The following is a 22,767-nucleotide window of genomic DNA, read 5'->3' as shown; positions in this document are numbered from 1 at the left end:
GGGAGAAGGTCGGGATGAGGGGGTTCGGCGCCAGCCGAACGCTCCAGCCGACGGTTCCCCCTCACCCCAACCCTCTCCCCGGGGGGGAGAGGGAGAGACGGCCGACGGAGGCCACGCATGACCGAAGCCCTTCTGCACGCCCACAAGAAGCATGTCGCCGTCCTGATGGGCGGCTGGTCGGCCGAGCGCGAGGTGTCTCTGGTCAGCGGGGCCGGCGTCGCCAAGGCGCTGGAGGAGGAAGGCTACCGCGTCACCGCCATCGACGTGCAGCGCGACTTGGGCGGGCTGATGCACGCCCTGAGCAGCCCGCGCCCCGACGTGGTGTTCAACGCCCTGCATGGCCGCGGCGGCGAGGACGGGACGATCCAGGGCGTGCTGGAGTTCCTCGGCCTGCCCTACACCCATTCGGGCGTCCAGGCCGCCGCCATCTCCATGGACAAGGCGATGACCAAGCGCGTGCTGGACACCGTCGGCGTCCGCTCGCCCAAGGGCATGGTGCTGTCACGTGGAGAGATCACCGGCGGCAGCCACCCCATGCCTGCGCCCTATATCGTCAAGCCTGTGGACGAAGGCTCGACCGTTGGCGTAACCCTGGTCCGCGAGGGGCAGAACAGCCCGGTCGGCGATGCGTGGACCTTTGGCGAGCGCGCGCTGATCGAGGAGTTCATCCCCGGTCGCGAGCTGACCGTGGGCGTCATGGGTGACCGCGCTTTGGCGGTGACCGAGATCGTCTTCCAGGCTCAGCTCTACGACTACACCGCGAAATACAGCGCCGGACACGCCGTCCACACCGTCCCCGCCGCGATCCCCGAGGTCGTTGCGGAGGAGGCGAAGCGGCTGGCGGTGCTGGCGCACAACACCCTGGGCTGCCGGGGCGTGTCGCGCAGCGACTTCCGCTGGGATGACAGCCGGCCGGGAACGGACGGTCTGTACTTCCTGGAGATCAACAACCAGCCGGGCATGACGCCCCTGTCGCTGGTGCCCGAACAGGCCGCGCATGTGGGGATCACCTACGGCGCGCTGGTCGGCTGGCTCGTGGAGAATGCCGCATGTCAGCTCGCCTGATGGCCGACCCGGACTTCCGCGCCGCCGCCGGCGCGCGTGCCCGGGACGAGATGCCGACCCCGCCGCGCGCCATGGCCGCGTCGGCGGAAAAAGGCAAGCGCCGCCGCGCTTGGCCGCGTTGGACCCGCTCCGCCATCAAGGCGGCGCTGCTGCTGGTGCCGGTGCTGGGACTGGCCGGTGCCGCCGGCTCGACCTGGAAGCGCGGCAATCTGGCCGAGACGATGGAGGCGGCGCAGGAAAGCGTCATCCGCCTGACCGGCGACATGGGCTTCCGCCTGTCGGAGATCCTGGTGGTCGGCCGCAGCGAGACCGAGCGCGACGTCGTGCTCGACGCGCTGGGCGTGCGCCGTGGCGAGCCGATCCTGTCCATCGACCTTGCCGATGCCAAACAGCGGCTGGAGGAGTTGCCCTGGGTGTCGTCCGCCTCCATCGAGCGGCGTCTGCCCGGCTTCCTCTACATCCGCCTGTCCGAGCGCCAGCCTATGGCGATCTGGCAGCATGACCGTCAGTTCACCGTCATCGACCGCGCCGGCCGTCCGCTGGCCGACGCGGCGGAACTGGCGCGCCGCGGCAACCAGCGGATCGAGACTCTGCCGCAGGTGATCGGCGCCAACGCTCCGCAGCAGGTCCACACCCTGCTGTCGGCGCTGGACGGCGCGCCGACCATCGCCCCGATGCTGTCGTCCGCCAGCTGGATCAGCGACCGCCGCTGGAACCTTCAGCTCAGCAACGGCGTGACGGTGAAGCTGCCGGAAGGCAATGCTGACATGCGCCGCGCGCTGCGCCAGCTGGAGCAGATGCACACGGCCAGCCATGTGCTGGACCGCGACATCGTCGCCATCGACCTGCGCCTGCCCGACAAGGCCGCGATCCAGACCTCCGCCACCGCCCAGCTTCCAGGCTGGGAGGACGACACGAAGAAGAAAAACGGCAAGAAATCTTAGCCCCGGCGACGACAGGCGCTTGTGGGGAAGCGCCCGTCGCCGGCGGACAGGAGTCGAGGGAAAGTCTTGGGGGGCATGTTCGGGATGGGACTCAACGGCGCCAAGAAGCCGAAGCGGCCGGCCCGTGGCGGGATCGTCACGGCGCTGGACGTCGGCTCGACGAAGGTGTGCTGCGTCATCGCGCGGATGGGGGAGCCCGGCTCCCTCCGCGTGATCGGCGTCGGCCACCAGATCGCCACGGGCATCCGCGCCGGGACCATCATCGACATGGAGGCGGCGGAGACCTCGATCGGTGCCGCCGTCCATGCCGCCGAACAGATGGCAGGCGAGACGGTGCACGACGTCGTCGTCAACCTGTCGATGGGCCATCCCCGCTCCCACGCCTTTACCGCCACCGTCCCCGTCTCCGGCCAGGAGGTCACGGAGGGCGACATCCGACGCGCCATGGCCCATGCCCGCACTTTGCAGGCCGGCCCCGATCAGGCGCTGATCCACACCATCCCGCTTGGCTTCACCCTGGACGGCAGCCGCGGCATCCGCGATCCCAAGGGGATGAGCGGCCACACGCTGGGCGCCCAGCTACACGTCGTCACCGCGGCGGCCGGCGCCATCCGCACGCTGCACGCCTGCATCGCCCGCTGCCACCTGAACATCGAGTCCATCGTCGTCAGCCCCTTCGCCTCCGGCCTCGCCTGTCTGGTCGAGGACGAGATGGAGATGGGGGCGGCCTGCGTCGACATCGGCGGCGGCGGCACCACCATCTCGATTTTCGCCGAGGGCAATCTGGTGTGGACCGGCTTCGTCCCCCTGGGCGGCCGGCACGTCACCAACGACATCGCCCACGGGCTGGCGACCCCGCTGGTCCATGCCGAGCGGCTGAAGGTGCTCTACGGCAGCGCCCGGGTGAACCCGGCCGACGAGCGCGAGATGATCGAGGTGCCGCAGATCGGCGAGGACGAGCGCAGCGGCAGCGGCACCGCCAGCCACCCGCGCTCCTTCCTGGTCAGCATCATCCAGGCGCGGATGGAAGAGATCTTCGAAGAGGTGCGCAGCGCCATCGAGCAGTCCGGCCACTCCCAGCTGGTCGGCCGGCGCGTCGTCCTGACCGGCGGCGCCAGCCAGCTGCCCAACACGCGCGAGATGGCCGCCCCCATCCTCGACAAGCAGGTCCGCATCGCCCGCCCCACCCGGATCGCCGGCCTCAACGAGGCGCATGGCGGACCGGCCTTCTCGACGGTGGCGGGCCTTCTCCTACATGCCGTCCGCAACCCGACGGAGCTGATGGTGACCGGCCAAGAGGCGGTCGCGTCAACCGGGCTCCTCGGCCGCGTCGGCCTGTGGCTGCGGGAGAATCTGTAATGATCCTCGCCACAGCCATTCACCGATTCCCGAACGGACAGACACCGGACACAACCGGGCGCCGGTCGCGGCATATCAAACATCAAACCCAACGAAAACAGGTTGTGGAGGCCTGAATAGAATGATCAACGTGACCATCCCCCAGATCGAGCCCGAACTGAAGCCGCGCATTACCGTGTTCGGCGTCGGCGGGGCCGGCGGCAACGCCGTCAACAACATGATCAAGTCGAACCTGGAAGGCGTGGACTTCGTCGTCGGCAACACCGACGCGCAGGCGCTGAAGGGTTCCTTGTGCGAAAAGCGCATCCAGCTCGGCACCGGCACCACCCGCGGTCTGGGCGCCGGCTCCAAGCCGGACGTCGGCCGTGCCTCGGCCGAGGAGCAGATCGACGAGATCGTCCAGTATCTCGAAGGCTCCAACATGGTCTTCATCACCGCCGGCATGGGCGGTGGCACCGGCACCGGTGCGGCCCCGGTCATCGCGCGCGCGGCCCGCGAGCGCGGCATCCTGACCGTCGGCGTCGTCACCAAGCCCTTCCATTTCGAGGGCGGTCACCGCATGCGGCTGGCAGAAGGCGGCATCGCCGAACTGCAGCAGTATGTCGACACCCTCATCATCATCCCGAACCAGAACCTGTTCCGCATCGCCAACGAGAAGACGACCTTCGCGGACGCCTTCAAGATGGCCGACGACGTTCTGCATTCTGGCGTGCGCGGCGTCACCGACCTGATGGTGATGCCCGGCCTGATCAACCTGGACTTCGCCGACATCCGGTCCGTGATGACCGAGATGGGCAAGGCGATGATGGGCACCGGCGAGGCCGGCGGCGAACGCCGCGCCATCGAAGCCGCCGAGGCCGCCATCTCCAACCCGCTGCTGGACGACGTGTCGATGAAGGGTGCCCGCGGCGTCCTCATCAACATCACCGGCGGCTACGACATGACCCTGTTCGAGGTCGACGAAGCGGCCAACCGCGTCCGTGACGAGGTCGACCCCGACGCCAACATCATCTTCGGCTCGACCTTCGACAGCTCGCTGGACGGCGTGATGCGCGTGTCGGTCGTCGCCACCGGCATCGACGCCGCGGCGATGAGCAACCCGCGCACCCTGCACCCGGTCAACCTGTCGCTGGTCGGCGACCGCGCCAAGAAGCCGGCCGCTCCCGGCAACCTGACCGGCGCCCCGGCTCCGGCCGCCGCCCAAGGCTCGGCCATTCCCAGCGCCGCAGCCGGCCTGCGCACGCCGCAGCCGGTCACCGCCGGTGCCGCCGCCATCCAGCACGACCCGGCCCAGCAGTATGGCCAGCAGCCTGTCGAGGCTCCGAAGCCGGCCGCCGGTCCGCTGCATGGCGAGAACCAGGGCGGCCACTTCTTCGCGCCGAAGCCGGCCGACGCCGGTCCGCGCCAGCCGGTGACCGTCGGCGCCGCGCCGCTGTCGACCCCGCAGCAGCCGGCCCACCAGCAGCACGCCCCGCAGGCGCCGCAGATGCAGAGCCACCAGCAGCCGCAGCACCAGCCGCAGCAGCCGGCCCCGATGGCGCCGCAGCATCACCATGCCGCCCCGCAGGGCCATCAGCAGCACCCCGGCCAGCAGCATCCGGGCGGCCTGTCCGTCGGTCCGGCCCCGGCCCCCGCGCCGGAACCGGCGCCGGCCCGCAAGGGCAACTTCCTCTTCGGTCTGGTGACCGGCCTGGGTCGCAAGTCCGAACCGGCACCGCAGCCGGTGCAACAGCAGCCCGCGCCGCAGGCCTATCAGCCGCAGCCGGCCCCGCAACAGTACCAGCCGGCCCCCCAGGGCTATCCGCAGCAGCAGCCCGCCTACCCGCAGCAGCCGCCGCAGGCTCCCCACCAGGGCTACCCGGCGGGCCAGCAGTATCCGGCAGCGCCGCAGCAGCAGCCGGTCTATCCGCCGCAGCAGTCCGCTCCGCAGCATGCGCCGGGCTATCCCGCCACTCCGCAGGCGCAGGCTCCGGCCCCGCGGGCCGATGGCAAGCCGGCCGAACAGGAGGAACTGGACATCCCGGCCTTCCTGCGCCGTCAGGCCAACTGAGGCGCCGGAACGTCCGGACGTAAACCGATCTTGGCCGCCTTCCCCGACGACATATCGGGTTTGGCGGCCGGCCGATCCCGGCGAAAGCCGGAGATAACCGCCGTCGCCGCAGCCTCCTAATCGCGGCGCCGGCGGCTCCACAACCTGACCGAACCTTTCGGACCCCGGTGATGCCGTCGTGCGTCGCCGGGGATTTTTTATTTCACGCTACTTCCATCAAACAACTGATTGCTTGTATTGCGCACCACTTTTGCCTTGCAACAAACGGTAACAATGAGTGATTTGCCGATTTCCGATCCCCGGTGTTACCTATCAGCATGGTCGAAAGCGAAAGCTGCCGACGCGATGATCTCCCAAGGTCAAGCGGCGCAGATCGCAGAAAACCTCTCCTTCACGACCAAGATGGAAAAGACATCGTGGCCAACAATCGCAGCAACGTGGACGGCATGTTCCAGCAGACCCTGAAGAAGTCGGTGACCATCGCCGGCGTCGGGCTGCATTCGGGCGTCATCGTCACGCTGACGATTTCGCCGGCCGATGCGAATTCCGGGATCACTTTCCTGCGCACCGATCTCCGTGGTGCGGCCGCTGTAATTCCGGCGCGCTGGGACACGGTTGTCGACACCCGCCTGTGCACCGTGATCGGCAATGACCACGGCACCACCGTCGGCACGATCGAGCATCTGATGTCGGCGCTGGCCGGCTGCGGCATCGACAACGCCGTGGTTTCGCTGGATGGTATCGAGGTGCCGATCATGGACGGCAGCGCCGCTCCCTTCGTCGCCGCCATCGAGCAGGCCGGCATCGCCGTGCAGAAGTCGCCCCGCCGCTTCATCCGCATCCTGAAGCCGGTCGCCATCGGCGACGGCGTCAAGAGCGCGTCCTTCACTCCGGACGATGCGACCAGCTACAGCTTCGAGATCGACTTCGACAGCGCCGCCATCTCCCGTCAGGCCCGCGCCCTGGAGATCGATCCGGACAGCTTCAAGGACGAGATCAGCCGCGCTCGCACCTTCGGCTTCCTGCACGAGGTCGAGGGGCTGCGCAAGATGGGCCTCGCCCGCGGCGGCTCGCTGGACAACGCGGTGGTCATCTCCGGCGACACGGTGATGAACGCCGAGGGCCTGCGCTTCAAGGACGAGTTCGTCCGCCACAAGATCCTGGACGCCGTCGGTGACCTGTATCTGGCCGGTGCGCCGATCGTCGGCCACTTCCATGGTGTGCGCTCCGGCCATGCCCTGAACAACCAGCTGCTGCGTGCGCTGTTCGCCGACCGCAGCGCTTGGCGCTTCGAGACGGCGGTTTCGCTGCCGGTCGCGCGCCGCGGCCTGGAGCAGCTGGCGGTCGCCTGATCGCCATCATCGTTCCGGGACGGTCTTTTTCGAGAGGTCTGCCTCTGCCCTCCCCCACCGGGGAGGGCTTTTTCTTTGGCGCATTCCCCTCCCCTGCCGCTGCCGCGATTCGCACAAAGCAAAAGCGCCCTCCCCTCTCGGAGCGGACGCTCTGCGCAATTTGGTGGAATTTTCCGATTTCTGATTTATTCCAGTATTTTAGGCAATTGTCTTAATATGAGATCTGCACGGGTGCCGAGAGTGCCCCCTCTCGGGACAGGCAGGGCTCCCTACCCCGCCGTCGCCATCTCCGCCCCAGTGCCGGCATATTCGCCGAAGCGGGTGTCTTCCTTGAGAATGTGCTTGCCCAGCCAGTCAGAGCAGAACAGGAACACCTCTTCGCCGCTGATACGGCTGCCACCCGCGCGGAATTCGTTGCGGTAGCTTTCGACCTGCCGGGTCAGCCGGTCGTGCAGGGTCTTGTGCGCGGCGAAGGTCGGATAGTTCAGCTGCTCCATCTGCGCCTCCTCCTCCGCAAAGTGATGGCGGGTGTAGGCAATCAGCTCGTCCAGGATGGCTTCGATCAGGGCCGGATCCTGGCGGTTCGTGTCGTCATACAGCTTGTTGACGATGGCGATCAGGACGCGGTGATCCTCGTCCAGAGCGTCGTTGCCCACGCTCATCCAGCGCGACCACTGAATTGGCTCCATGGCGTTTCCTTCGTCCCCTTCGTTGGCAGCCGGGCAGGCGGGTGCGGGCGTTATGACCGCCCGTCGGCGCCGTCCCGTTTTCGGGGCGGTCCATCTGTCCGGCATCGTTGCGCTTCTGACTATAAGCGTTTTCTGATCTCACTCCCCCAATCCCCGTCCGTCAATCCGGTCGAACGGGGATGCGACATTTTGGCGAAGGCCGGAGGCGGCGCCGGTCAGCCGCCGATCCTGGTCAGCCACTCGTCCTCGGTCAGGATTTCGACGCCCAGTTCCTTGGCCTTGGCCGCCTTGCTGCCAGCGTCCGCCCCGGCGACCAGATAGTCGGTCTTGCCGGAAACGGAGCCCGCCACCTTGGCGCCGAGCGATTCGGCACGGGCCTTCGCCTCCGATCTGGTCATCCGCTCCAGCGTTCCGGTGAAGACCACCGTCTTGCCGGCGATGGGGGAGTTGCTGGCCTTCGGCAGTTCGGCCTCCAGCACGGTCAACCGCTCCATCAGGCCGCGGACGATAACGAGGTTGCGCTCCTCCGCGAAGAAGCCGGCCAGTTCCTCGGCGGCCACCTCGCCGACATCGGGGGTGGCGACCAGATCGAGCCAAGGCTGACCCGGTGCCTGCGCCACCGCACGCTCCATCGCCGCCCGCCAGTCGGACAGGGTGCCGTAGCGGGTGGCCAGCGCCTGGGCGGCGCGGGTGTTCAGCCGCTTGATGCCGAGCGAACCGATGATGGTCTCCAGCCGCAGCGCATCGTTGCCGGCATAGAAGTCGAGCTTGGACGCGCTTTCGGAATCGGCGAACCAGGCAAGGATGGTATCGGCAGTGACCGGACCGACACCGCTCAACGCGTGCAGGTCCCGCCATTCCTGGCCGGGCATCGCTCTCTCCGCCGCCAGCATGCCGTCGACCCAGCCCGGCATGGTCTTGTAGTGGCGGGCCAGCGACTTGGCCGTCACCTCGCCGACATGGCGGATGCCGAGCGCGTAGATCACCCGATGCAGGTCGATGCCGTCGCGTCGCTGCTGGATGGCCTTGAACAGGTTCTGGACCGACTTCTCCTTCCAGCCCGGCCGGCCGATCAGTTCAACACGACCTTCAAGGGTGAAGATGTCGACCGGCGACTTGATGAAGCCCTCGTCCCAGAACTCCTCGATGATCTTCTCGCCGAGTCCTTCGATGTCGAAGGCGTCGCGGGAGACGAAATGGCGCAGCCGCTCCTTCGCCTGGGCGGCACAGATCAGCCCGCCGGTGCAGCGCCGCACCACCTCGCCTGCCTCGCGGATGGCGAGGCTGCCACAGACTGGGCAGGTCTCCGGCGCCACATAGGGGATCGAATCGGCCGGGCGCTGCGACAGCACCACCTCCACCACCTGTGGGATGACGTCGCCGGCGCGCTGCACCACCACGAGGTCGCCGACGCGGATGTCCTTGCGGGCGATCTCGTCCTCATTGTGCAGGGTGGCGCGGCTGACGACGACGCCACCGACGGTGATGTCCTCCAGCTCCGCCACCGGGGTCAGGGCACCGGTGCGGCCGACCTGGATGGTGATCTCCTTCAACCGGGTCTGCGCCTGTTCGGCCGGGAACTTGTGGGCAATGGCCCAGCGCGGCGCCCGGCTGACGAAGCCCAGCCGCTGCTGTAGCTCCAGGCTGTCGACCTTGTAGACGACGCCGTCGATGTCGAAGGGCAAACCGGCGCGCCGCCGGCCGATGCCCTCGTAATAGGCCAGCAGCTTGTCCTTGCCATCGCACAGCTCCGCCGGCCGGTTCAGTTGGAATCCCCAGCCCTTCAACCGCTCGCGGATGCCCCATTGCGTGTCGGCAATCGGCTCCGACACTTCGCCCAGCGCATAGCCGAAGAAGCAGAGCGGCCGGGACGCGGTGATGGAGGAATCGAGTTGGCGCAGGCTGCCGGCTGCCGCGTTGCGCGGGTTGGCGAACAGCTGCTCGCCCTTCTCGGCACGGGCGGCGTTCATCGCCAGGAAATCGTCGCGGCTCATATAGACCTCGCCGCGGACCTCCAGAACCTCGGGGAAGGGCGCCGGCAGGCGGTGCGGCACGTCGCGGATGGTGCGGACATTGGCGGTGACGTTCTCGCCTTCCGCCCCGTCGCCACGGGTGGCGGCCAGAACCAGTTCGCCCTTCTCATAGCGCAGCGAGCAGGACAGCCCGTCGATCTTCGGCTCAGCAACGAAGGTCAGCGGCGCATCGTCGGACAGGCCGAGGAAGCGGCGGACACGGGCATCGAACTCCGCCACATCTTCCGGCGCGAAGGCGTTGCCCAGCGACAGCATCGGGATGGCATGGCGCACCTTGCCGAAACCGGCGGCCGGGGCGGCGCCGACACGCAGGCTGGGCGAATCGGTTCGGCGCAGCTCGGGAAAGCGCGCCTCGATGGCGATGTTGCGGCGGACCAGCGCGTCATAGTCGGCGTCGGAGATCTCCGGCTGGTCCTGCTGGTGATAGAGCCGGTCATGGTGGGCGATCTCGGCGGCCAGCGCCGCCAGCTCCGCCGCCGCCTGGTCCGGCGTCAGGGCATCGGTGGCGATGCTGCGGGGATTGGGCGGCGTGTCGAACAGGTCCTGCATGGCGCGTCTCGTGACGAATCGGGGTCTTCCGGAGAAGGGCCGCGCAGGATAGCGCCTGGGAACCGGTTTCGGGAGTCTGTCGGGGCGCGGACCTCATCGGGGCGACGGCCGGCGTAAGTCCCTATATACTATGGGCACACCCTTCGGAGTCCCTTGGCCTGATGAGCAAAGCCACTGCACCGGACCTGCGCATCGACGACCGCATGATCGTCGCCGCCGCGCTGGACCGTATTCTCTATGACGACCCCGACCATTTCGCGGCCGATGACGCACGCACGGTGCGCCGGCTGATCCCGCACAGCCGCTCGGCCTGGCTGCGGCTGGGCTTCCGTGCCGAACGGCAGGGGCCGTCGATGAAGGGCGAGGCCGCCGGGATCGGCGACGTGCGGATGGAAGGCGACAAGAAGGTGGTGGAGGGCAGCGTCGGTGAAGCGGCGACCTGGCGCTGCGGCCAGTACAAGATCACCAACCACGGCAGCGACCTGGAAATCTGGCAGGTGATGAGCGACGAGTATGCGCCCGAGCCCAAAGGCGCCCGGCTGGAATTCGACGACCGGGGCGAACCGGAACGGCTGACCTTTTTCCAGCCGCGGGACATCGAACTGCGGATCCCCTTCACCAGCCTCGCGGTCGGCGTGCGGCTGGGCGGGTGGCAGCCCTGGAAGATGGTGGCGGAGGGGAGCGTCGCCGCCGGGTGATTGCCGGCGGCGACGCTCCCCGATCCACCGTCAGCCCTGCCGGTAGTTCGGCGACTCGTTGGTGATGGTGATGTCGTGAACGTGGCTTTCGCGCAGGCCCGCATTGGTGATGCGGACGAACTGGCACTTCTCGCGCATCTCGGCAATGGAGGCGCTGCCGGTGTAGCCCATGGCCGCGCGCAGGCCGCCGACCAGCTGGTGGATGACCGCCGACACCGGACCCTTGTAGGGGACACGGCCTTCAACGCCTTCCGGTACCAGCTTCATGGTCGAAACCTCCTGCTGGAAGTAACGGTCCGCCGAGCCGCGCGCCATGGCGCCGACAGAGCCCATGCCGCGGTAGCTCTTGTAGGAGCGGCCCTGGAACAGGATGACCTCGCCCGGGCTTTCGTCGGTGCCGGCGAACAGGCTGCCCAGCATGGCGACGCTGGCACCGCCGGCAATCGCCTTGGCCAGATCGCCCGAATACTTGATGCCGCCGTCGGCGATCACCGGGATGCCGTGCTTCTCGCACTCCTCCACCACATCCATGACCGCAGTCAGCTGCGGCACACCGACGCCGGCGATGATGCGGGTGGTGCAGATGGAGCCGGGGCCGATGCCGACCTTGACGGCATCCACACCGGCGTCGATCAGCGCCTTGGCCGCTTCGGCGGTGGCGACGTTGCCGGCGATGACCTGGGTGTAGCTGGACAGGGCGCGGGCGGCGCGGACCTGATCGAGCACCTTCAGCGAATGGCCGTGCGCGGTGTCGACCACCAGCACGTCGACGCCGGCGTCGAACAGGGCCTCGGCACGGGCCAGACCATCGCTGCCGGTGCCGGTGGCGGCGGCGACGCGCAGCCGGCCCTTGCTGTCCTTGCAGGCGTTCGGATAGGCCTGCGCCTTCTCGATGTCCTTGACGGTGACGAGGCCGATGCAGCGGTAATCCTCGTCGACGACCAGCAGCTTCTCGATGCGGTGCTGGTGGAGCAGGCGCTTGCCTTCCTCCTGGCTGACGCCCTCGCGGACGGTCACCAGATCCTTGGTCATCAGTTCGCTGACCGGCTGCTTCGGATCGGTGGCGAAGCGGACGTCGCGGTTGGTCAGCATGCCGACCAGCTTGCCGCTGCCGAGCTGGTCGCGGCTCTCCACCACCGGGATGCCGGAGATGCGATAGTCGGCCATCAGCTGCAGGGCGTCGGCCAGCGTCGCGTTCGGCGTGATGGTGATCGGGTTGACGACCATGCCCGATTCGAAGCGCTTGACCTTGCGGACCTCTTCGGCCTGCTGCTCGATGGTCAGGTTGCGATGGACGACGCCGATGCCGCCGGCCTGGGCCATGGCGATGGCGAGACGGCTTTCGGTCACCGTGTCCATCGCCGAGGACATCAGGGGGATGCCCAGCTCGATGGTCTTCGTCAATCTTGTCCGGGTGTCCACGTCGTTCGGCAGGACCGAGCTTTCGGCCGGAACCAGCAGGACGTCGTCGAAGGTCAGGGCTTCGCGGATTTTGGTGTCGCGCGCCATGTGTCTAATCTCCCGGAAGATAAACGTGGCGCACTTATACACAAGACCATGGGCTTGTGAACCCGTGCGCACACAGCATCTGTTATGCAAGTGCGAAAAGAGTCGTAGTCAGTCGTTCACGTTGCCGCCGCGGAACCCGGTGGCGACGACATAGGTCTCCGACGATTCCGCGCGGCTGGCCGGCGGCTTGGCATGTTTGACGACGGCGAAGTCGCGCCGCAGCCGGTCGAGCAGGGAGCGCTCGGCCCCACCCTGGAACAGCTTGGCGACGAAGGCGCCGCCGGGGGCCAGCACCTCCTCCGCGAAATCATAGGCGGCCTCGGCCAGCCCCATGATGCGCAGATGGTCGGTCTGCTGGTGGCCGGTGGTGGGAGCCGCCATGTCGCTCAGCACCAGATCGGCCGGGCCGCCCAGCGCGTCCTTCAGCCGGTCGGCTGCACCCTCTTCTAGGAAGTCGGCCTGCATGGTGGTGGCGCCGGGGACGGGGTCCATCGGCAGGATGTCCAGCCCGACGACCTTCCAGCCCTCCTTGGCGGTCTGCACCCTCTCCACCGCGATCTGGGTCCAGCCGCCGGGGGCGGCGCCGAGATCGACCACGCGCTTGCCGGGGGCGAGCAGGCGGAACTTCTCGTCCAGTTGCAACAGCTTGAACGCCGCGCGCGAGCGGTAGCCGCGCTTGGTCGCCTCGGCCACATAGGGGTCGTTCAGGTGGCGCTCCAGCCAGCGCTTGGAGGATTCCGTACGCTTGCCGGCGGTCTTCACACGGACCGTGGCACGGCGTCCACCCGGACGCGTCGACGGAGTCTTTTCGGTCATGATCGCTGCTGTTCCTCGGTCATCCGGCACAGGCGGGAAGCCTTCCCCACCTGCCCGATCATACATCCGGTGTCGTTACCGGTTCATTCGCCGGCGGCCCCGATCAGGTCCACCAGAATTCCTTCGCGCAGACCCCGGTCGGCGATGCGCAGCCGTTCCACCGGCCAAACGTCGCACAGCGCGTCCAGAACGGCGCAGCCGGCGACCACCAGATCGGCACGGTCCTGGCCGATGCAGGGATGGCGGGCGCGACCGTCGAAATCCTGCGCGACCAGATGGTCGATCACCGCCCGGGCATGGTCCACCCGCAGATAGCTGCCGTCCACCGCCCGGCGGTCGTAACGGCACAGCCCCAGATGCACGCCGGCCAGCGTCGTCACCGTGCCCGAAGTGCCGAGCATCTGCACCTTGCCGGCGGCGACGCGGCTCTGGATGCGGTTGCGCGCCTCGAACGGGGCGATGGCGTCGGCGACCGCCTCCACCATCTGGGTGTAGTTGGCGCGGGTGACGTTGGGGCCGCCATATTCCTCGGTCAGGCCGATGACGCCGCAGCGGATGGAGGTCTGATCGAGCAGGCGCGGCGCCCTGCCCTTCTCCACCTGCAACCACATCAGCTCGGTCGAGCCGCCGCCGATGTCGAAGACGATGGCATAGGGATGGGTCGGCTCCAGCAATGCGGCACAGCCGGCCAGCGCCAGCCGTCCCTCCTCCTGGCTGGAGATGATTTCCAGGGGGATGCCGGTCTCGCGCTCCACCGCCTCGACGAAGGCGGCGGTGTTGCTGGCGCGGCGGCAGGCCTCGGTCCCGACGGCGCGGACGGCGGTGCAGCCGCGGCGCTCGATCTTGGAGCCGCAAACGCGCAGAGCCGCAATGGTGCGTTCCATCGCGGGCTCCGACAAATGGTCGTTGCGACTCAGCCCCTCGCCCAGGCGGACGATGCGGGAAAAGGCGTCGATGACGCGGAAGCCGCCCGGCGCCGACTTGGCGATCAGCAGGCGGCAATTGTTGGTGCCAAGGTCCAGCGCGGCGAAGACCGGGCGCACCAGCGCCGACGAACGCAACCGTCCGGTGTCGTTCTGCCGCTCGCTTTGCACCTGTAGATCCACGTACCGTCCCCGCAGCACCTAAAGAGCGGAGTGTAACCCGGATCGCAGTCCGGCGGGAACCCCTCTCGACTCGGATTCCGCCGGCGGCGACCCGCAGGTCACCTCTGCGCCAGTCACTGGGCTTTCACGAAGGGACAGCTGCTGGTTTCGATCGGGAGGAAGGCTTCCGCCGCCGGAATGCTGCGGACCTGCTTGTAATAATCCCACGGCGCCTTGCTCTCCGCCGGGCTTTTCACCTGGTACAGCTCAAGATCGTACAGCACGCGGCCGTCCTTGCGGATGCTGCCGGGGGTGCCGAAATAATCGGTCGGCATTGCCTTCATCGCGGCGGTGACCGCCCCGGACTCGGTGGTGCCCGCCGCCTTCACACCCTTCAGCCAGTGCAGGGTGGCGAGATAGGTGTTGGCCTGCTCCTTGGTCGGCATCTTGCCGTGGCGCTCGAAGAAGCGCTTGGACCATGACCGGGTCTGGTCGTTGCGGTCCCAATAAAAGCCGCTGGTGACATAGAGACCCTTGGCAAGGTCGAGACCCAGTGAGTGGATGTCGGTGATGAAGACGATATAGCCGACAAGCCGCTGGCCGGACTCGGTCAGGCCGAACTCACCGGCCTGCTTGATGGTGCCGATGGTCTCCGCCCCCACATTGGCCAGCGCCACCACCTTGGCGCCGCTGCCCTGGGCGCTCAGCAGGTAGGAACCGAAATCGCTGGTGCCCATCGGGTGGCGCACGCCGCCGACCACGGTGCCGCCGGCCTGTTTGATCGCATCGGTCGCCGCCTTCTCCATCGCCGTGCCGAAGGCGAAGTCGGCGGTGATAAAGTACCAGCTGGTGCCGCCCGACTGCACGACCGCCTTGGTCGTGCCGACGGCCAGTGACGCGGTGTCGTCGGCCCAGTGGATGCTGTAGGGCGAGCATTGGGAATTGGTCAGTTCGGTGGTCGTCGCAGCGCTGATCATCAGCACCTTCTTCTTCTCACGCGCGACCGCCTGCACCGCCAGCGCGACCGAGGAGACCGGGATGTCGGTCACCATATCGACACCGTCGACGTCGAACCAGCTGCGAACGATGTTGGAGGCCACGTCCGGCTTGTTCTGCATGTCCGCCGACAGGACCTCGACCGGCCGGCCAAGCACAGTGCCGCCGAAATCCTCCACCGCCATCCGGGTGGCGAGCACGGCACCCTTGCCGCCGATGTCGGACGCGAATCCGGCCTCGTCCGCCAGCACGCCGATTCGCACCGGCTTGGCGGTCTGGGCTTGAGCCGACATCGCGGCAGCAGACAATGCCGTCGTCGCGAGCAGCGCCGCCAGCGCGAAAGGCTTCAGCAACCGACCCATGCGATCCTCCCCATCCTCTTTTCGTGTGACGGGTGCGCACGCCGACCTGCGGCGTCCTGCCGCACCGTTCGGTTCCGTGGATAGCGGGATTTGATTTCATATGCAAACAGTATCGTTTGAAACGTATTGCCGGGGGCTTCGCTCTTCCCCGCCCTGGGGCGGGGATAAAACTCCGGAAAAAACAAAAGCCCTCGCTCCGAGGTGAAGCGAGGGCTTTCGCAGCGGGCATCTACGGCCCGGATGGAGTCGCCAATCAGGCGAAAGAATTCGGAACTGAAACCTCAGTTATGATGGCCGAACAGATCGGCATAATCAGGTAAGCGCCGGTGGAGTCATGATCTTACTCACCCTCCCTGGTATCGGTCTCTACTGTTCCGCCCAAGCTATCTGCTTGAACGGTAAGGCGTTTCCGATGCTCGCTCACTTCACCTCGGTGTTGATTACTGTGAGAGGAAGCCTGCGCTCCTTTCACAGAGCTGTCAAGAAAATCGCATGCTGCGTCGCAGCGCCACTCGGAGGCATTCCATACGGCGGTCTCCGAACGGGCGGGGCTGGCCTTTTGCCGGAGGCGAACCCACCTTGTGGGCATGCCGGAACACGATGAGAACACATGGGGCGGACGGGTCGCGCGGTATGCGCGGGTCGGCACCGCCGTTGGCGGGCTGGCCGCGCGGCTGGCGGGGGAGCGCGTGCTGGGAATCCGCGTGGAGCGGGAGCGCCACGCGGCGGAACTGCGGGCCGCACTCGGCGGACTGAAAGGGCCGTTGATGAAGGTGGCGCAGATCCTCTCGACCATTCCCGACGCCCTGCCGAAGGAATACACCCAGGAACTGGCGCAGTTGCAGGCCGACGCGCCGTCGATGGGCTGGCCCTTCGTCAAGCGGCGGATGGCAAGCGAGCTTGGCCCCAACTGGCAGTCGCGCTTCCAGAGCTTCGAGCACACCGCCGCCGCTGCCGCGTCGCTGGGTCAGGTCCATAAGGCCATCGGGCCGGACGGGCGGGAACTTGCCTGCAAGCTGCAATATCCCGACATGGCCTCGGCGGTGGAAGCCGACCTGCGGCAGCTCGGTCTGATCTTCGCGATCTTCGAGCGCACCGACAGCGCCATCTCCACCCGCCAGATCCAGAAGGAGATCGGCGCCCGCCTGCGCGAGGAGCTGGATTACGAACGCGAGGCCAAACACGCCCGCCTCTACCGGTCGATGCTGGCCGGCACGCCCGGCGTCCATGTGCCGGACGTGGTGCCGGAGCTGTCGAGCAAGCGGCTGCTGACCATGGGATGGGTGCATGGCCGCAAGATCCTGGACTTCGTCGCCGAACATCCGGAGGCGCGCGACGAACTGGCGATGAACATGTTCCGGGCCTGGTATGTGCCCTTCTACAATTACGGCGTCATCCACGGCGACCCGCATCTGGGCAACTACACGGTCCGGCCCGACCGCTCGATCAACCTGCTCGATTTCGGCTGCATCCGCGTCTTCAAGCCCAGCTTCGTCAAAGGCGTGATCGACCTCTACAACGCTCTGCGCACCGACAACCGCGAGCAGGCGGTGGAGGCCTACCGCACCTGGGGTTTCGTCAACCCGTCGAACGAGCTGGTCGACGTGCTGAACATCTGGGCGCGCTTCGTCTATGCCCCGATCATGGAAGACCGCCAGCGCAAGATCGAGGAGACCAACGGCGGCCATTACGGCCGCGAGACGGCGGGCAAGGTCCATGCCGAACTGCGCCGCGTCGGCGGTGTGGAAATCCCGCGGGAGTTCGTCTTCATGGATCGCGCCGCGGTCGGGCTTGGCTCGGTGTTTCTGCATCTGAAGGCGGAGCTGAACTGGTACCAGATGTTCCAGGGTCTGATCCGCGACTTCGATGTCGATGCGCTCGCGGCGCGGCAAAGCGCTGCGCTTGCGGCGCACGGGTTGCCGCCAGCGGACTGAGGTGTGGGAGCGGAAAGCTGGCGTTCCGGCGAATGACTTGCCCCCAAGCCCTTCCCATCGGCCCGCAGTTCGGTCTATAGCTTGCGCCTCCCATGAAGACCGCCGATTTCGACTTCGACCTGCCGCCCGACCGGATCGCCGAGCATCCCGTCCGGCCGCGTGACGCCGCCCGCCTGTTGGAGGTGGGTTCCACCCTGCGCGACTTCATCGTGCGGGACCTGCCCTCGCTGTTGCAACCGGGCGACCTGATGGTCGTCAACGACACCCGCGTCATCCCGGCCCGGCTAGAGGGCCGGCGCGGCGAGGTGGCGGTGGAGATCACGCTGCACAAGCGGCTGGGCGAGCGGGAATGGGCGACCTTCTCCAAGCCCGGCAAGCGGCTGAAGCCCGGCGACACCATCGTCATAGCGGATGGTTTCAGCGCCGAGGTGATCGCCAAGGACGGTATGGAGGTGCGGCTGCGCTTCTCCGCCGGCGGGGCTGCTCTCATGGAGGCGCTGCACCGCCATGGCCGGATGCCGCTGCCGCCCTATATCCGCCGCAAGGCGGACGAGGACGACAATGCCGATTACCAGACCGTCTTCGCCGCCCGCGAAGGTGCCGTCGCCGCCCCCACCGCCGGACTGCACTTCACGCCCGAACTGCTGGCGGCGCTGGACGAGCGCGGCGTACGGCGGGTGCCGGTGACGCTGCATGTCGGCGCCGGCACCTTCCTGCCGGTGAAGGTCGACGACATCGCCGACCACAAGATGCACAGCGAATGGGGCGAGATCTCGCCGGAGACCGCCGCCGCGGTAAACGAGACGCGCAAGGCTGGCGGCCGGATCGTCTCGGTCGGCACCACGGCGCTGCGCATCCTGGAGACGGCGGGCCGGCCGGACGGGACGCTGGTCCCCTTCAGCGGCGACACCGACATCTTCATCACACCCGGCTACCGTTTCCGCATCGTCGATCTGTTGTGGACCAACTTCCACCTACCGAAATCGACTCTGTTCATGCTGGTCTGCGCCTTCGCCGGCTATGACCGCATGCGGGCGGCCTATGGGCATGCCATCGACACCGACTATCGCTTCTTCAGCTACGGCGACGCCTCGCTGCTGCACAGGACGGACCCAACATGACCGGCATCGGCTTTGACCTTCTGGCGACCGACGGGCGGGCGCGGCGCGGCCGCGTCACCACCGCCCACGGCACCATCGAGACGCCGGCCTTCATGCCGGTCGGTACCGCTGCGACGGTGAAGGCGATGACCACCGACGCGGTGGCCTCCACAGGTGCGGAAATCCTGCTGGGCAACACCTATCACTTGATGCTGCGCCCGACGGCGGAGCGGGTGGCGCAGTTGGGCGGCCTGCACCGCTTCATGAACTGGGACAAGCCGATCCTGACCGACAGCGGCGGCTTCCAGGTGATGAGCCTGTCCGACCTGCGCACCATGTCGGAGGAAGGCGTCACCTTCAAATCGCACCTGGACGGCAGCCGCCACCACCTGACGCCGGAGCGCTCCATCCAGATCCAGCACATGCTGGACAGCAACATCACCATGTGCCTGGACGAATGCACGCCCTTCCCGGCGACGGAAGCGCAGGCCGAATCCTCCATGCGCCTGTCGATGCGCTGGGCGCGGCGCAGCAAGGACGCCTTCGTCGAGCGGCCCGGCTACGGCCTGTTCGGCATCGTCCAGGGCAGCGTCTATCCGGAGCAGCGGGCGGAGAGCGTCGCCGCCCTGACCGACATCGGCTTCGACGGATACGCCATCGGCGGGCTGGCAGTCGGCGAGGGACAGGAGACGATGTTCCGCGTGCTCGACTTCACCGAACCGCTGATGGTCAAGGATCGCCCGCGCTACCTGATGGGCGTCGGCCGGCCGAGCGACCTGATCGGCGCCGTGCGGCGCGGCGTCGACATGTTCGACTGCGTGATGCCGACCCGCTCGGGCCGCACTGGCCAGGCCTTCGTCCGCCGCGGCACCATCAACATCCGCAACGCCCGCCACGCCCATGACGAGCGTCCGCTCGATGCCGAGTGCGGCTGCCCGGCTTGCCGAAGCTACAGCCGGGGCTATCTGCATCATCTGTTCAAGGCGGACGAGATGCTGGGGCCGATGCTGCTGACCTGGCACAACCTGCATTACTACCAGGACGTGATGCGGACGATGCGCCACGCCATCGCGGACGGCAATTTCGAGGAGGTCGCCGGCGCCATGGAAGCCAGCATGAACGAGGGCGACATCGAGGCGACCGTGGACCCCATCGCCAAGCCCGGCAAGCCGCCGAAGCAAGGCCGCCCGCCGAAGGCGGGTAAAGACAGTGCTCCGCCGAAGGCGGACAAGGACAGTGCCCCGCCGGAAGCCGAGCGGGTGGCGGAGGAAAAGACCGATGAGTGAGAATATCTATGCCGGCCTGACCCAGCTCGGCGGCTCGACAATCCAGCCCAGGACGCCGGAAGAGGCGGTGCTGGAGCGGGTGCCGAACCCGAACCCCGGCACTCCCTATTGCGTGCGCTTCACCGCACCTGAGTTCACCTCGCTCTGCCCGATCACCGGCCAGCCGGACTTCGCCCATCTGGTCATCGACTATGTGCCCGGCGACTGGCTGGTCGAATCGAAGTCGCTGAAGCTGTTCCTGACCAGCTTCCGCAATCACGGCGCCTTTCATGAGGCCTGCACGGTGGGCATCGGCAAGCGGCTGGTGGACGAACTGTCGCCGGTCTGGCTGCGCATCGGCGGCTACTGGTATCCGCGCGGCGGCATCCCCATCGACGTGTTCTTCCAGACCGGAGAGCCGCCGAAGGGCGTCTGGATCCCGTCGCAGGACGTGCCGACCTACCGTGGCCGCGGCTAAGCCCGCTCCGCTGTCTTCCGCCGATCCGGCGCGGCTGCGGGACGCCATCCGCGCCCGCGCGCTGGCGGTGGGGTTCGACGCGGTGGGCTTCGCCCCGGCAGCACTGGGGCCGGAGGCGCGCGAGCGTCTCGCGCAGTTCGTTGCCGAGGGCCGGCACGGCGACATGGGCTGGATGGCCGAGCGCAGCGACCAGCGCAGCCATCCGCAGTCGCTGTGGGACGAGGCGCGCACCGTCATCGCGCTGGGCACAAGCTACGCCCCGCACGACGACCCGCGCCGTCTGGCGGAGCATCCCGACCGCGGCATCGTCTCGGTCTATGCCCGCAACCGCGACTATCACGACCTGATCAAGGGCCGGTTGAAGACGCTGGCGCAATGGCTGGCGCACCAGACCAAGGCCGGCGTGAAGGTGTTCGTCGACACCGCCCCGGTGATGGAAAAGCCGCTGGCGGCGCAGGCCGGACTGGGCTGGCAGGGCAAGCACACCAATTTGGTGTCGCGCGACCATGGCTCCTGGCTGTTCCTGGGCGAGATCTACACGACGCTGGACCTGCCGCCCGACGCGCCGGCGCGCGACCGCTGCGGTTCCTGCGACCGCTGTCAGGTCGCCTGCCCGACCGCCGCCTTCCCGGCGCCCTACCAGATCGACGCCCGGCGCTGCATCAGCTATCTGACCATCGAGCATAAGGGGCCGATCCCCGACGACCTCAAGCCGTTGATGGGCAACCGCATTTATGGCTGCGACGATTGCCTTGCCGCCTGTCCCTGGAACAAGTTCGCCCGTGCGACCCGCGAACCCGCCTTCCTGCCGCGGGCCGAGCTGACCGCGCCGCGGCTGGCCGATCTGGCGCAGCTGGACGATGCCGGCTTCCGGCAGGTGTTCAGCGGCTCCCCCATCAAGCGCATCGGCCGCGACCGCTTCGTCCGCAATGTCCTCATCGCCATCGGCAACAGCGGCGATCCGTCCCTGAGACAGGTGGCTGAGGCCCTGGCACAGGACGTCAGCGATGTGGTACGCGAGGCGGCCGGGTGGGCAGCAGCGAGATTGAGCGGCGCGACGAGTACGGACGCCTGAACGGCATTTCCTGTACGCGCGCTCTCGTCCTCCGCTCACTCTGTTGCCGCCAACGCTGTTTCGTTGTCATATGAACAGACTCGCATCTTTGCTGCACGAAGCCCGCGCCGCAGTCCCGCCGGCCGCTGAACGAGTGGAGGCCGGTCGTCATTTTTCCTGCTCACCATCATGAATACGGGCCGGCCCAGCCGGAGGAGCTGAGCGCTGTCGCCCGATTGGCGCGGCTCGGCTTCGGACTGTCGCGCGACCTGTTTGACCGCTACGCCGGCCTGTTCGGCATGGACAGCATCCGCGTCCTGCGTGTTCCACGGTCCACCGGCACCGCATTGGCCGCCTGTGCCGCCTTTTGGACGATGAATCAGTGGTTCGGCGGGCGGCCGGTTCCGGTGCAGGCCATCGCCATGGTGGCTGTCGATCCGGCCCTGCGCGGCGCCGGCCATGGCAGTGCGCTGATGCGGGCCCTGCTGAAGGAGGGGCGGCAGGCCGGGGCGGCGTTGGCGGTGCTCTGCCCGGCAACCCTTCCCTTCTACCATCGGCTCGGCTTTGGCCGCGGCGGCGTCACCTGCCGCTGGAGCGCACCGCCGTCGGCCTTTGCACAGTCCGGGACTGCCGCAAGCGACTTGTGGCCGGCGGACCCGCTCGACGCCGTGCCGTTGGCAATGCTCCGTCAACCTCTGTTGAACGAGCAGAACGGCCTGCCGGAAAGGACCGAGGCGCTGTGGACGCTCGCCCTCTGCCCGGACGGTGAACCGTCGGAGCTTTACCGCAACCAGGATGGCTACATCGCGGTGACGCCGCCCCAGGATCAGCGCCTCGACGTCGCCGATCTCTGCCTGCCCTCCGAACGGTCCCTGAAACCGGCCATGACCATGCTGGCCGGTTTCAGGGCTCAAGTGGACCGGGTGACATGGCGCGGCGGTCCGGATGACCCGCTGGCGCTGCTTGCCGGCGATGGCGTGGCGCTGGAGTGCCGCGAGGAGTGGCTGGTCCGCTCCCTTGATGTCGGCAAGGCCCTGGAGGCGAGGGGTTACCCAGACGACATGCAAGAGTATGCCATTCTTGAGATAAATGATGACTTAATTTTCGGCAATTGCGCGCACTACCACCTTGAGGTTGCTGGCTCTGTTGGAAATATCTCAAAAAAAGCGCAAGTCCTTGACCCGCCGGCTCGGATTGGCACCGCCGCTTTCGCCAGTCTGTTCACGGGGCACGCAAGCGCTCGCGCACTTTGGAGAGCTGGTTTGCTTCATGGTGAAGAAAAGATGATCGACCGTTTGCACCGCGTATTTCGCGGCGCACCGTGCTGGATGCCCGACCGCTTCTGAAATAAGTGGGATTCCTGACTTGAATCAAACCGGACATAAAGCGTCCTGTGGTTCAATCGTCCCAATGATCGGGGAGAAGCATC

General features: G+C 67.4%; 18 protein-coding genes. 12 read left to right on the top strand and 6 right to left on the bottom strand.

Features of this window, described 5'->3' with window-relative positions:
* The first annotated feature begins 117 nt into the window (after positions 1 to 117).
* The 5 genes from GBZ48_RS06215 to lpxC all read left to right on the top strand — a co-directional run bounded on the left by GBZ48_RS06215 (position 118) and on the right by lpxC (position 6,770).
* On the top strand, positions 118 to 1,065 hold the full coding sequence (locus GBZ48_RS06215) for a D-alanine--D-alanine ligase (RefSeq protein ID WP_109052115.1): 948 nt from the start codon (positions 118 to 120) through the stop codon (positions 1,063 to 1,065).
* The gene (locus tag GBZ48_RS06210; RefSeq protein WP_174470219.1) at positions 1,050 to 2,009 is read left to right on the top strand and encodes a cell division protein FtsQ/DivIB; all 960 of its coding nucleotides are present in this window, start codon (positions 1,050 to 1,052) and stop codon (positions 2,007 to 2,009) included. The genes GBZ48_RS06215 and GBZ48_RS06210 overlap by 16 nt, the downstream gene beginning before the upstream one ends.
* A gap of 84 nt (positions 2,010 to 2,093) precedes the next feature.
* Positions 2,094 to 3,368: a cell division protein FtsA gene (gene ftsA, locus GBZ48_RS06205; RefSeq protein ID WP_174470289.1), complete on the top strand. Its 1,275-nt coding sequence runs from the start codon at positions 2,094 to 2,096 to the stop codon at positions 3,366 to 3,368.
* Positions 3,369 to 3,489: 121 nt separating this feature from the next.
* Positions 3,490 to 5,418, top strand: coding sequence for a cell division protein FtsZ (gene ftsZ / locus GBZ48_RS06200; protein WP_174470218.1), 1,929 nt, complete (start codon positions 3,490 to 3,492; stop codon positions 5,416 to 5,418).
* Between the two features lie 416 nt (positions 5,419 to 5,834).
* Positions 5,835 to 6,770, top strand: a complete 936-nt coding sequence (lpxC, locus tag GBZ48_RS06195; RefSeq protein WP_343049340.1) for a UDP-3-O-acyl-N-acetylglucosamine deacetylase — start codon at positions 5,835 to 5,837, stop codon at positions 6,768 to 6,770.
* 269 nt (positions 6,771 to 7,039) lie between these two features.
* Here lpxC and GBZ48_RS06190 read toward each other — a convergent pair whose 3' ends face one another.
* Both GBZ48_RS06190 and ligA read right to left on the bottom strand, forming a co-directional pair.
* On the bottom strand, positions 7,040 to 7,459 hold the full coding sequence (locus GBZ48_RS06190) for a bacteriohemerythrin (protein ID WP_174470217.1): 420 nt from the start codon (positions 7,457 to 7,459) through the stop codon (positions 7,040 to 7,042).
* 215 nt (positions 7,460 to 7,674) lie between these two features.
* Positions 7,675 to 10,041 carry an NAD-dependent DNA ligase LigA gene (gene ligA, locus GBZ48_RS06185; RefSeq protein WP_174470216.1) on the bottom strand — a complete coding sequence of 789 codons (2,367 nt, stop codon included), beginning with the start codon at positions 10,039 to 10,041 and terminating at the stop codon, positions 7,675 to 7,677.
* 161 nt (positions 10,042 to 10,202) lie between these two features.
* Between ligA and GBZ48_RS06180 the strand changes: the two genes are divergently transcribed.
* Complete coding sequence (locus GBZ48_RS06180) at positions 10,203 to 10,739, top strand: hypothetical protein (protein ID WP_174470215.1); 537 nt, start codon at positions 10,203 to 10,205, stop codon at positions 10,737 to 10,739.
* Between the two features lie 30 nt (positions 10,740 to 10,769).
* On the opposite strand, the gene guaB is transcribed toward GBZ48_RS06180, so the two are convergent.
* The 4 genes from guaB to GBZ48_RS06160 all read right to left on the bottom strand — a co-directional run bounded on the left by guaB (position 10,770) and on the right by GBZ48_RS06160 (position 15,507).
* Positions 10,770 to 12,248 carry an IMP dehydrogenase gene (gene guaB / locus GBZ48_RS06175; RefSeq protein ID WP_174470214.1) on the bottom strand — a complete coding sequence of 493 codons (1,479 nt, stop codon included), beginning with the start codon at positions 12,246 to 12,248 and terminating at the stop codon, positions 10,770 to 10,772.
* A 108-nt stretch (positions 12,249 to 12,356) separates the two neighbouring features.
* Positions 12,357 to 13,064, bottom strand: coding sequence for an RlmE family RNA methyltransferase (locus GBZ48_RS06170; protein ID WP_174470213.1), 708 nt, complete (start codon positions 13,062 to 13,064; stop codon positions 12,357 to 12,359).
* 83 nt (positions 13,065 to 13,147) lie between these two features.
* Complete coding sequence (locus GBZ48_RS06165) at positions 13,148 to 14,170, bottom strand: Ppx/GppA phosphatase family protein (protein ID WP_174470212.1); 1,023 nt, start codon at positions 14,168 to 14,170, stop codon at positions 13,148 to 13,150.
* A 113-nt stretch (positions 14,171 to 14,283) separates the two neighbouring features.
* Positions 14,284 to 15,507 carry an ABC transporter substrate-binding protein gene (locus tag GBZ48_RS06160; protein WP_174470211.1) on the bottom strand — a complete coding sequence of 408 codons (1,224 nt, stop codon included), beginning with the start codon at positions 15,505 to 15,507 and terminating at the stop codon, positions 14,284 to 14,286.
* A gap of 587 nt (positions 15,508 to 16,094) precedes the next feature.
* Here GBZ48_RS06160 and GBZ48_RS06155 point away from each other — a divergent pair.
* The 6 genes from GBZ48_RS06155 (at position 16,095) to GBZ48_RS06130 (ending at position 22,684) form a co-directional block, all read left to right on the top strand.
* Entirely contained in the window at positions 16,095 to 17,441 is a 1,347-nt protein-coding gene (locus GBZ48_RS06155) for an ABC1 kinase family protein (protein ID WP_174470210.1), read from the top strand.
* Positions 17,442 to 17,533: 92 nt separating this feature from the next.
* Positions 17,534 to 18,562, top strand: a complete 1,029-nt coding sequence (gene queA, locus GBZ48_RS06150; RefSeq protein ID WP_174470209.1) for a tRNA preQ1(34) S-adenosylmethionine ribosyltransferase-isomerase QueA — start codon at positions 17,534 to 17,536, stop codon at positions 18,560 to 18,562.
* Positions 18,559 to 19,827 carry a tRNA guanosine(34) transglycosylase Tgt gene (gene tgt, locus GBZ48_RS06145; RefSeq protein WP_174470208.1) on the top strand — a complete coding sequence of 423 codons (1,269 nt, stop codon included), beginning with the start codon at positions 18,559 to 18,561 and terminating at the stop codon, positions 19,825 to 19,827. The genes queA and tgt overlap by 4 nt, the downstream gene beginning before the upstream one ends.
* Positions 19,820 to 20,284, top strand: coding sequence for a preQ(1) synthase (queF, locus tag GBZ48_RS06140; RefSeq protein ID WP_098739403.1), 465 nt, complete (start codon positions 19,820 to 19,822; stop codon positions 20,282 to 20,284). Before tgt ends, queF begins: the two co-directional genes overlap by 8 nt.
* A complete protein-coding gene (gene queG, locus GBZ48_RS06135; RefSeq protein ID WP_343049337.1) occupies positions 20,271 to 21,359 on the top strand; it encodes a tRNA epoxyqueuosine(34) reductase QueG in 1,089 nt (362 codons plus the stop codon). The genes queF and queG overlap by 14 nt, the downstream gene beginning before the upstream one ends.
* Before the next feature lie 125 nt (positions 21,360 to 21,484).
* Entirely contained in the window at positions 21,485 to 22,684 is a 1,200-nt protein-coding gene (locus GBZ48_RS06130) for a GNAT family N-acetyltransferase (protein WP_281362376.1), read from the top strand.
* The last annotated feature ends 83 nt before the right edge of the window (positions 22,685 to 22,767 follow it).

Origin of the sequence: Azospirillum melinis (assembly GCF_013340935.1) — a bacterium.
In the GTDB taxonomy this organism is placed as follows: Bacteria; Pseudomonadota; Alphaproteobacteria; order Azospirillales; family Azospirillaceae; genus Azospirillum; species Azospirillum melinis.
This window is presented reverse-complemented; position numbering and strand designations above follow the sequence as displayed.

Coding starts and splice junctions, on each gene's coding strand:
- GBZ48_RS06215 (WP_109052115.1), top strand. CDS start 118: ATGACCGAAGCCCTTCTGCACGCCCACAAGAAGCATGTCGCCGTCCTG.
- GBZ48_RS06210 (WP_174470219.1), top strand. CDS start 1,050: ATGTCAGCTCGCCTGATGGCCGACCCGGACTTCCGCGCCGCCGCCGGC.
- ftsA (WP_174470289.1), top strand. CDS start 2,094: ATGGGACTCAACGGCGCCAAGAAGCCGAAGCGGCCGGCCCGTGGCGGG.
- ftsZ (WP_174470218.1), top strand. CDS start 3,490: ATGATCAACGTGACCATCCCCCAGATCGAGCCCGAACTGAAGCCGCGC.
- GBZ48_RS06190 (WP_174470217.1), bottom strand. CDS start 7,459: ATGGAGCCAATTCAGTGGTCGCGCTGGATGAGCGTGGGCAACGACGCT.
- ligA (WP_174470216.1), bottom strand. CDS start 10,041: ATGCAGGACCTGTTCGACACGCCGCCCAATCCCCGCAGCATCGCCACC.
- GBZ48_RS06180 (WP_174470215.1), top strand. CDS start 10,203: ATGAGCAAAGCCACTGCACCGGACCTGCGCATCGACGACCGCATGATC.
- guaB (WP_174470214.1), bottom strand. CDS start 12,248: ATGGCGCGCGACACCAAAATCCGCGAAGCCCTGACCTTCGACGACGTC.
- GBZ48_RS06170 (WP_174470213.1), bottom strand. CDS start 13,064: ATGACCGAAAAGACTCCGTCGACGCGTCCGGGTGGACGCCGTGCCACG.
- GBZ48_RS06160 (WP_174470211.1), bottom strand. CDS start 15,507: ATGGGTCGGTTGCTGAAGCCTTTCGCGCTGGCGGCGCTGCTCGCGACG.
- GBZ48_RS06155 (WP_174470210.1), top strand. CDS start 16,095: ATGCCGGAACACGATGAGAACACATGGGGCGGACGGGTCGCGCGGTAT.
- queA (WP_174470209.1), top strand. CDS start 17,534: ATGAAGACCGCCGATTTCGACTTCGACCTGCCGCCCGACCGGATCGCC.
- tgt (WP_174470208.1), top strand. CDS start 18,559: ATGACCGGCATCGGCTTTGACCTTCTGGCGACCGACGGGCGGGCGCGG.
- queF (WP_098739403.1), top strand. CDS start 19,820: ATGAGTGAGAATATCTATGCCGGCCTGACCCAGCTCGGCGGCTCGACA.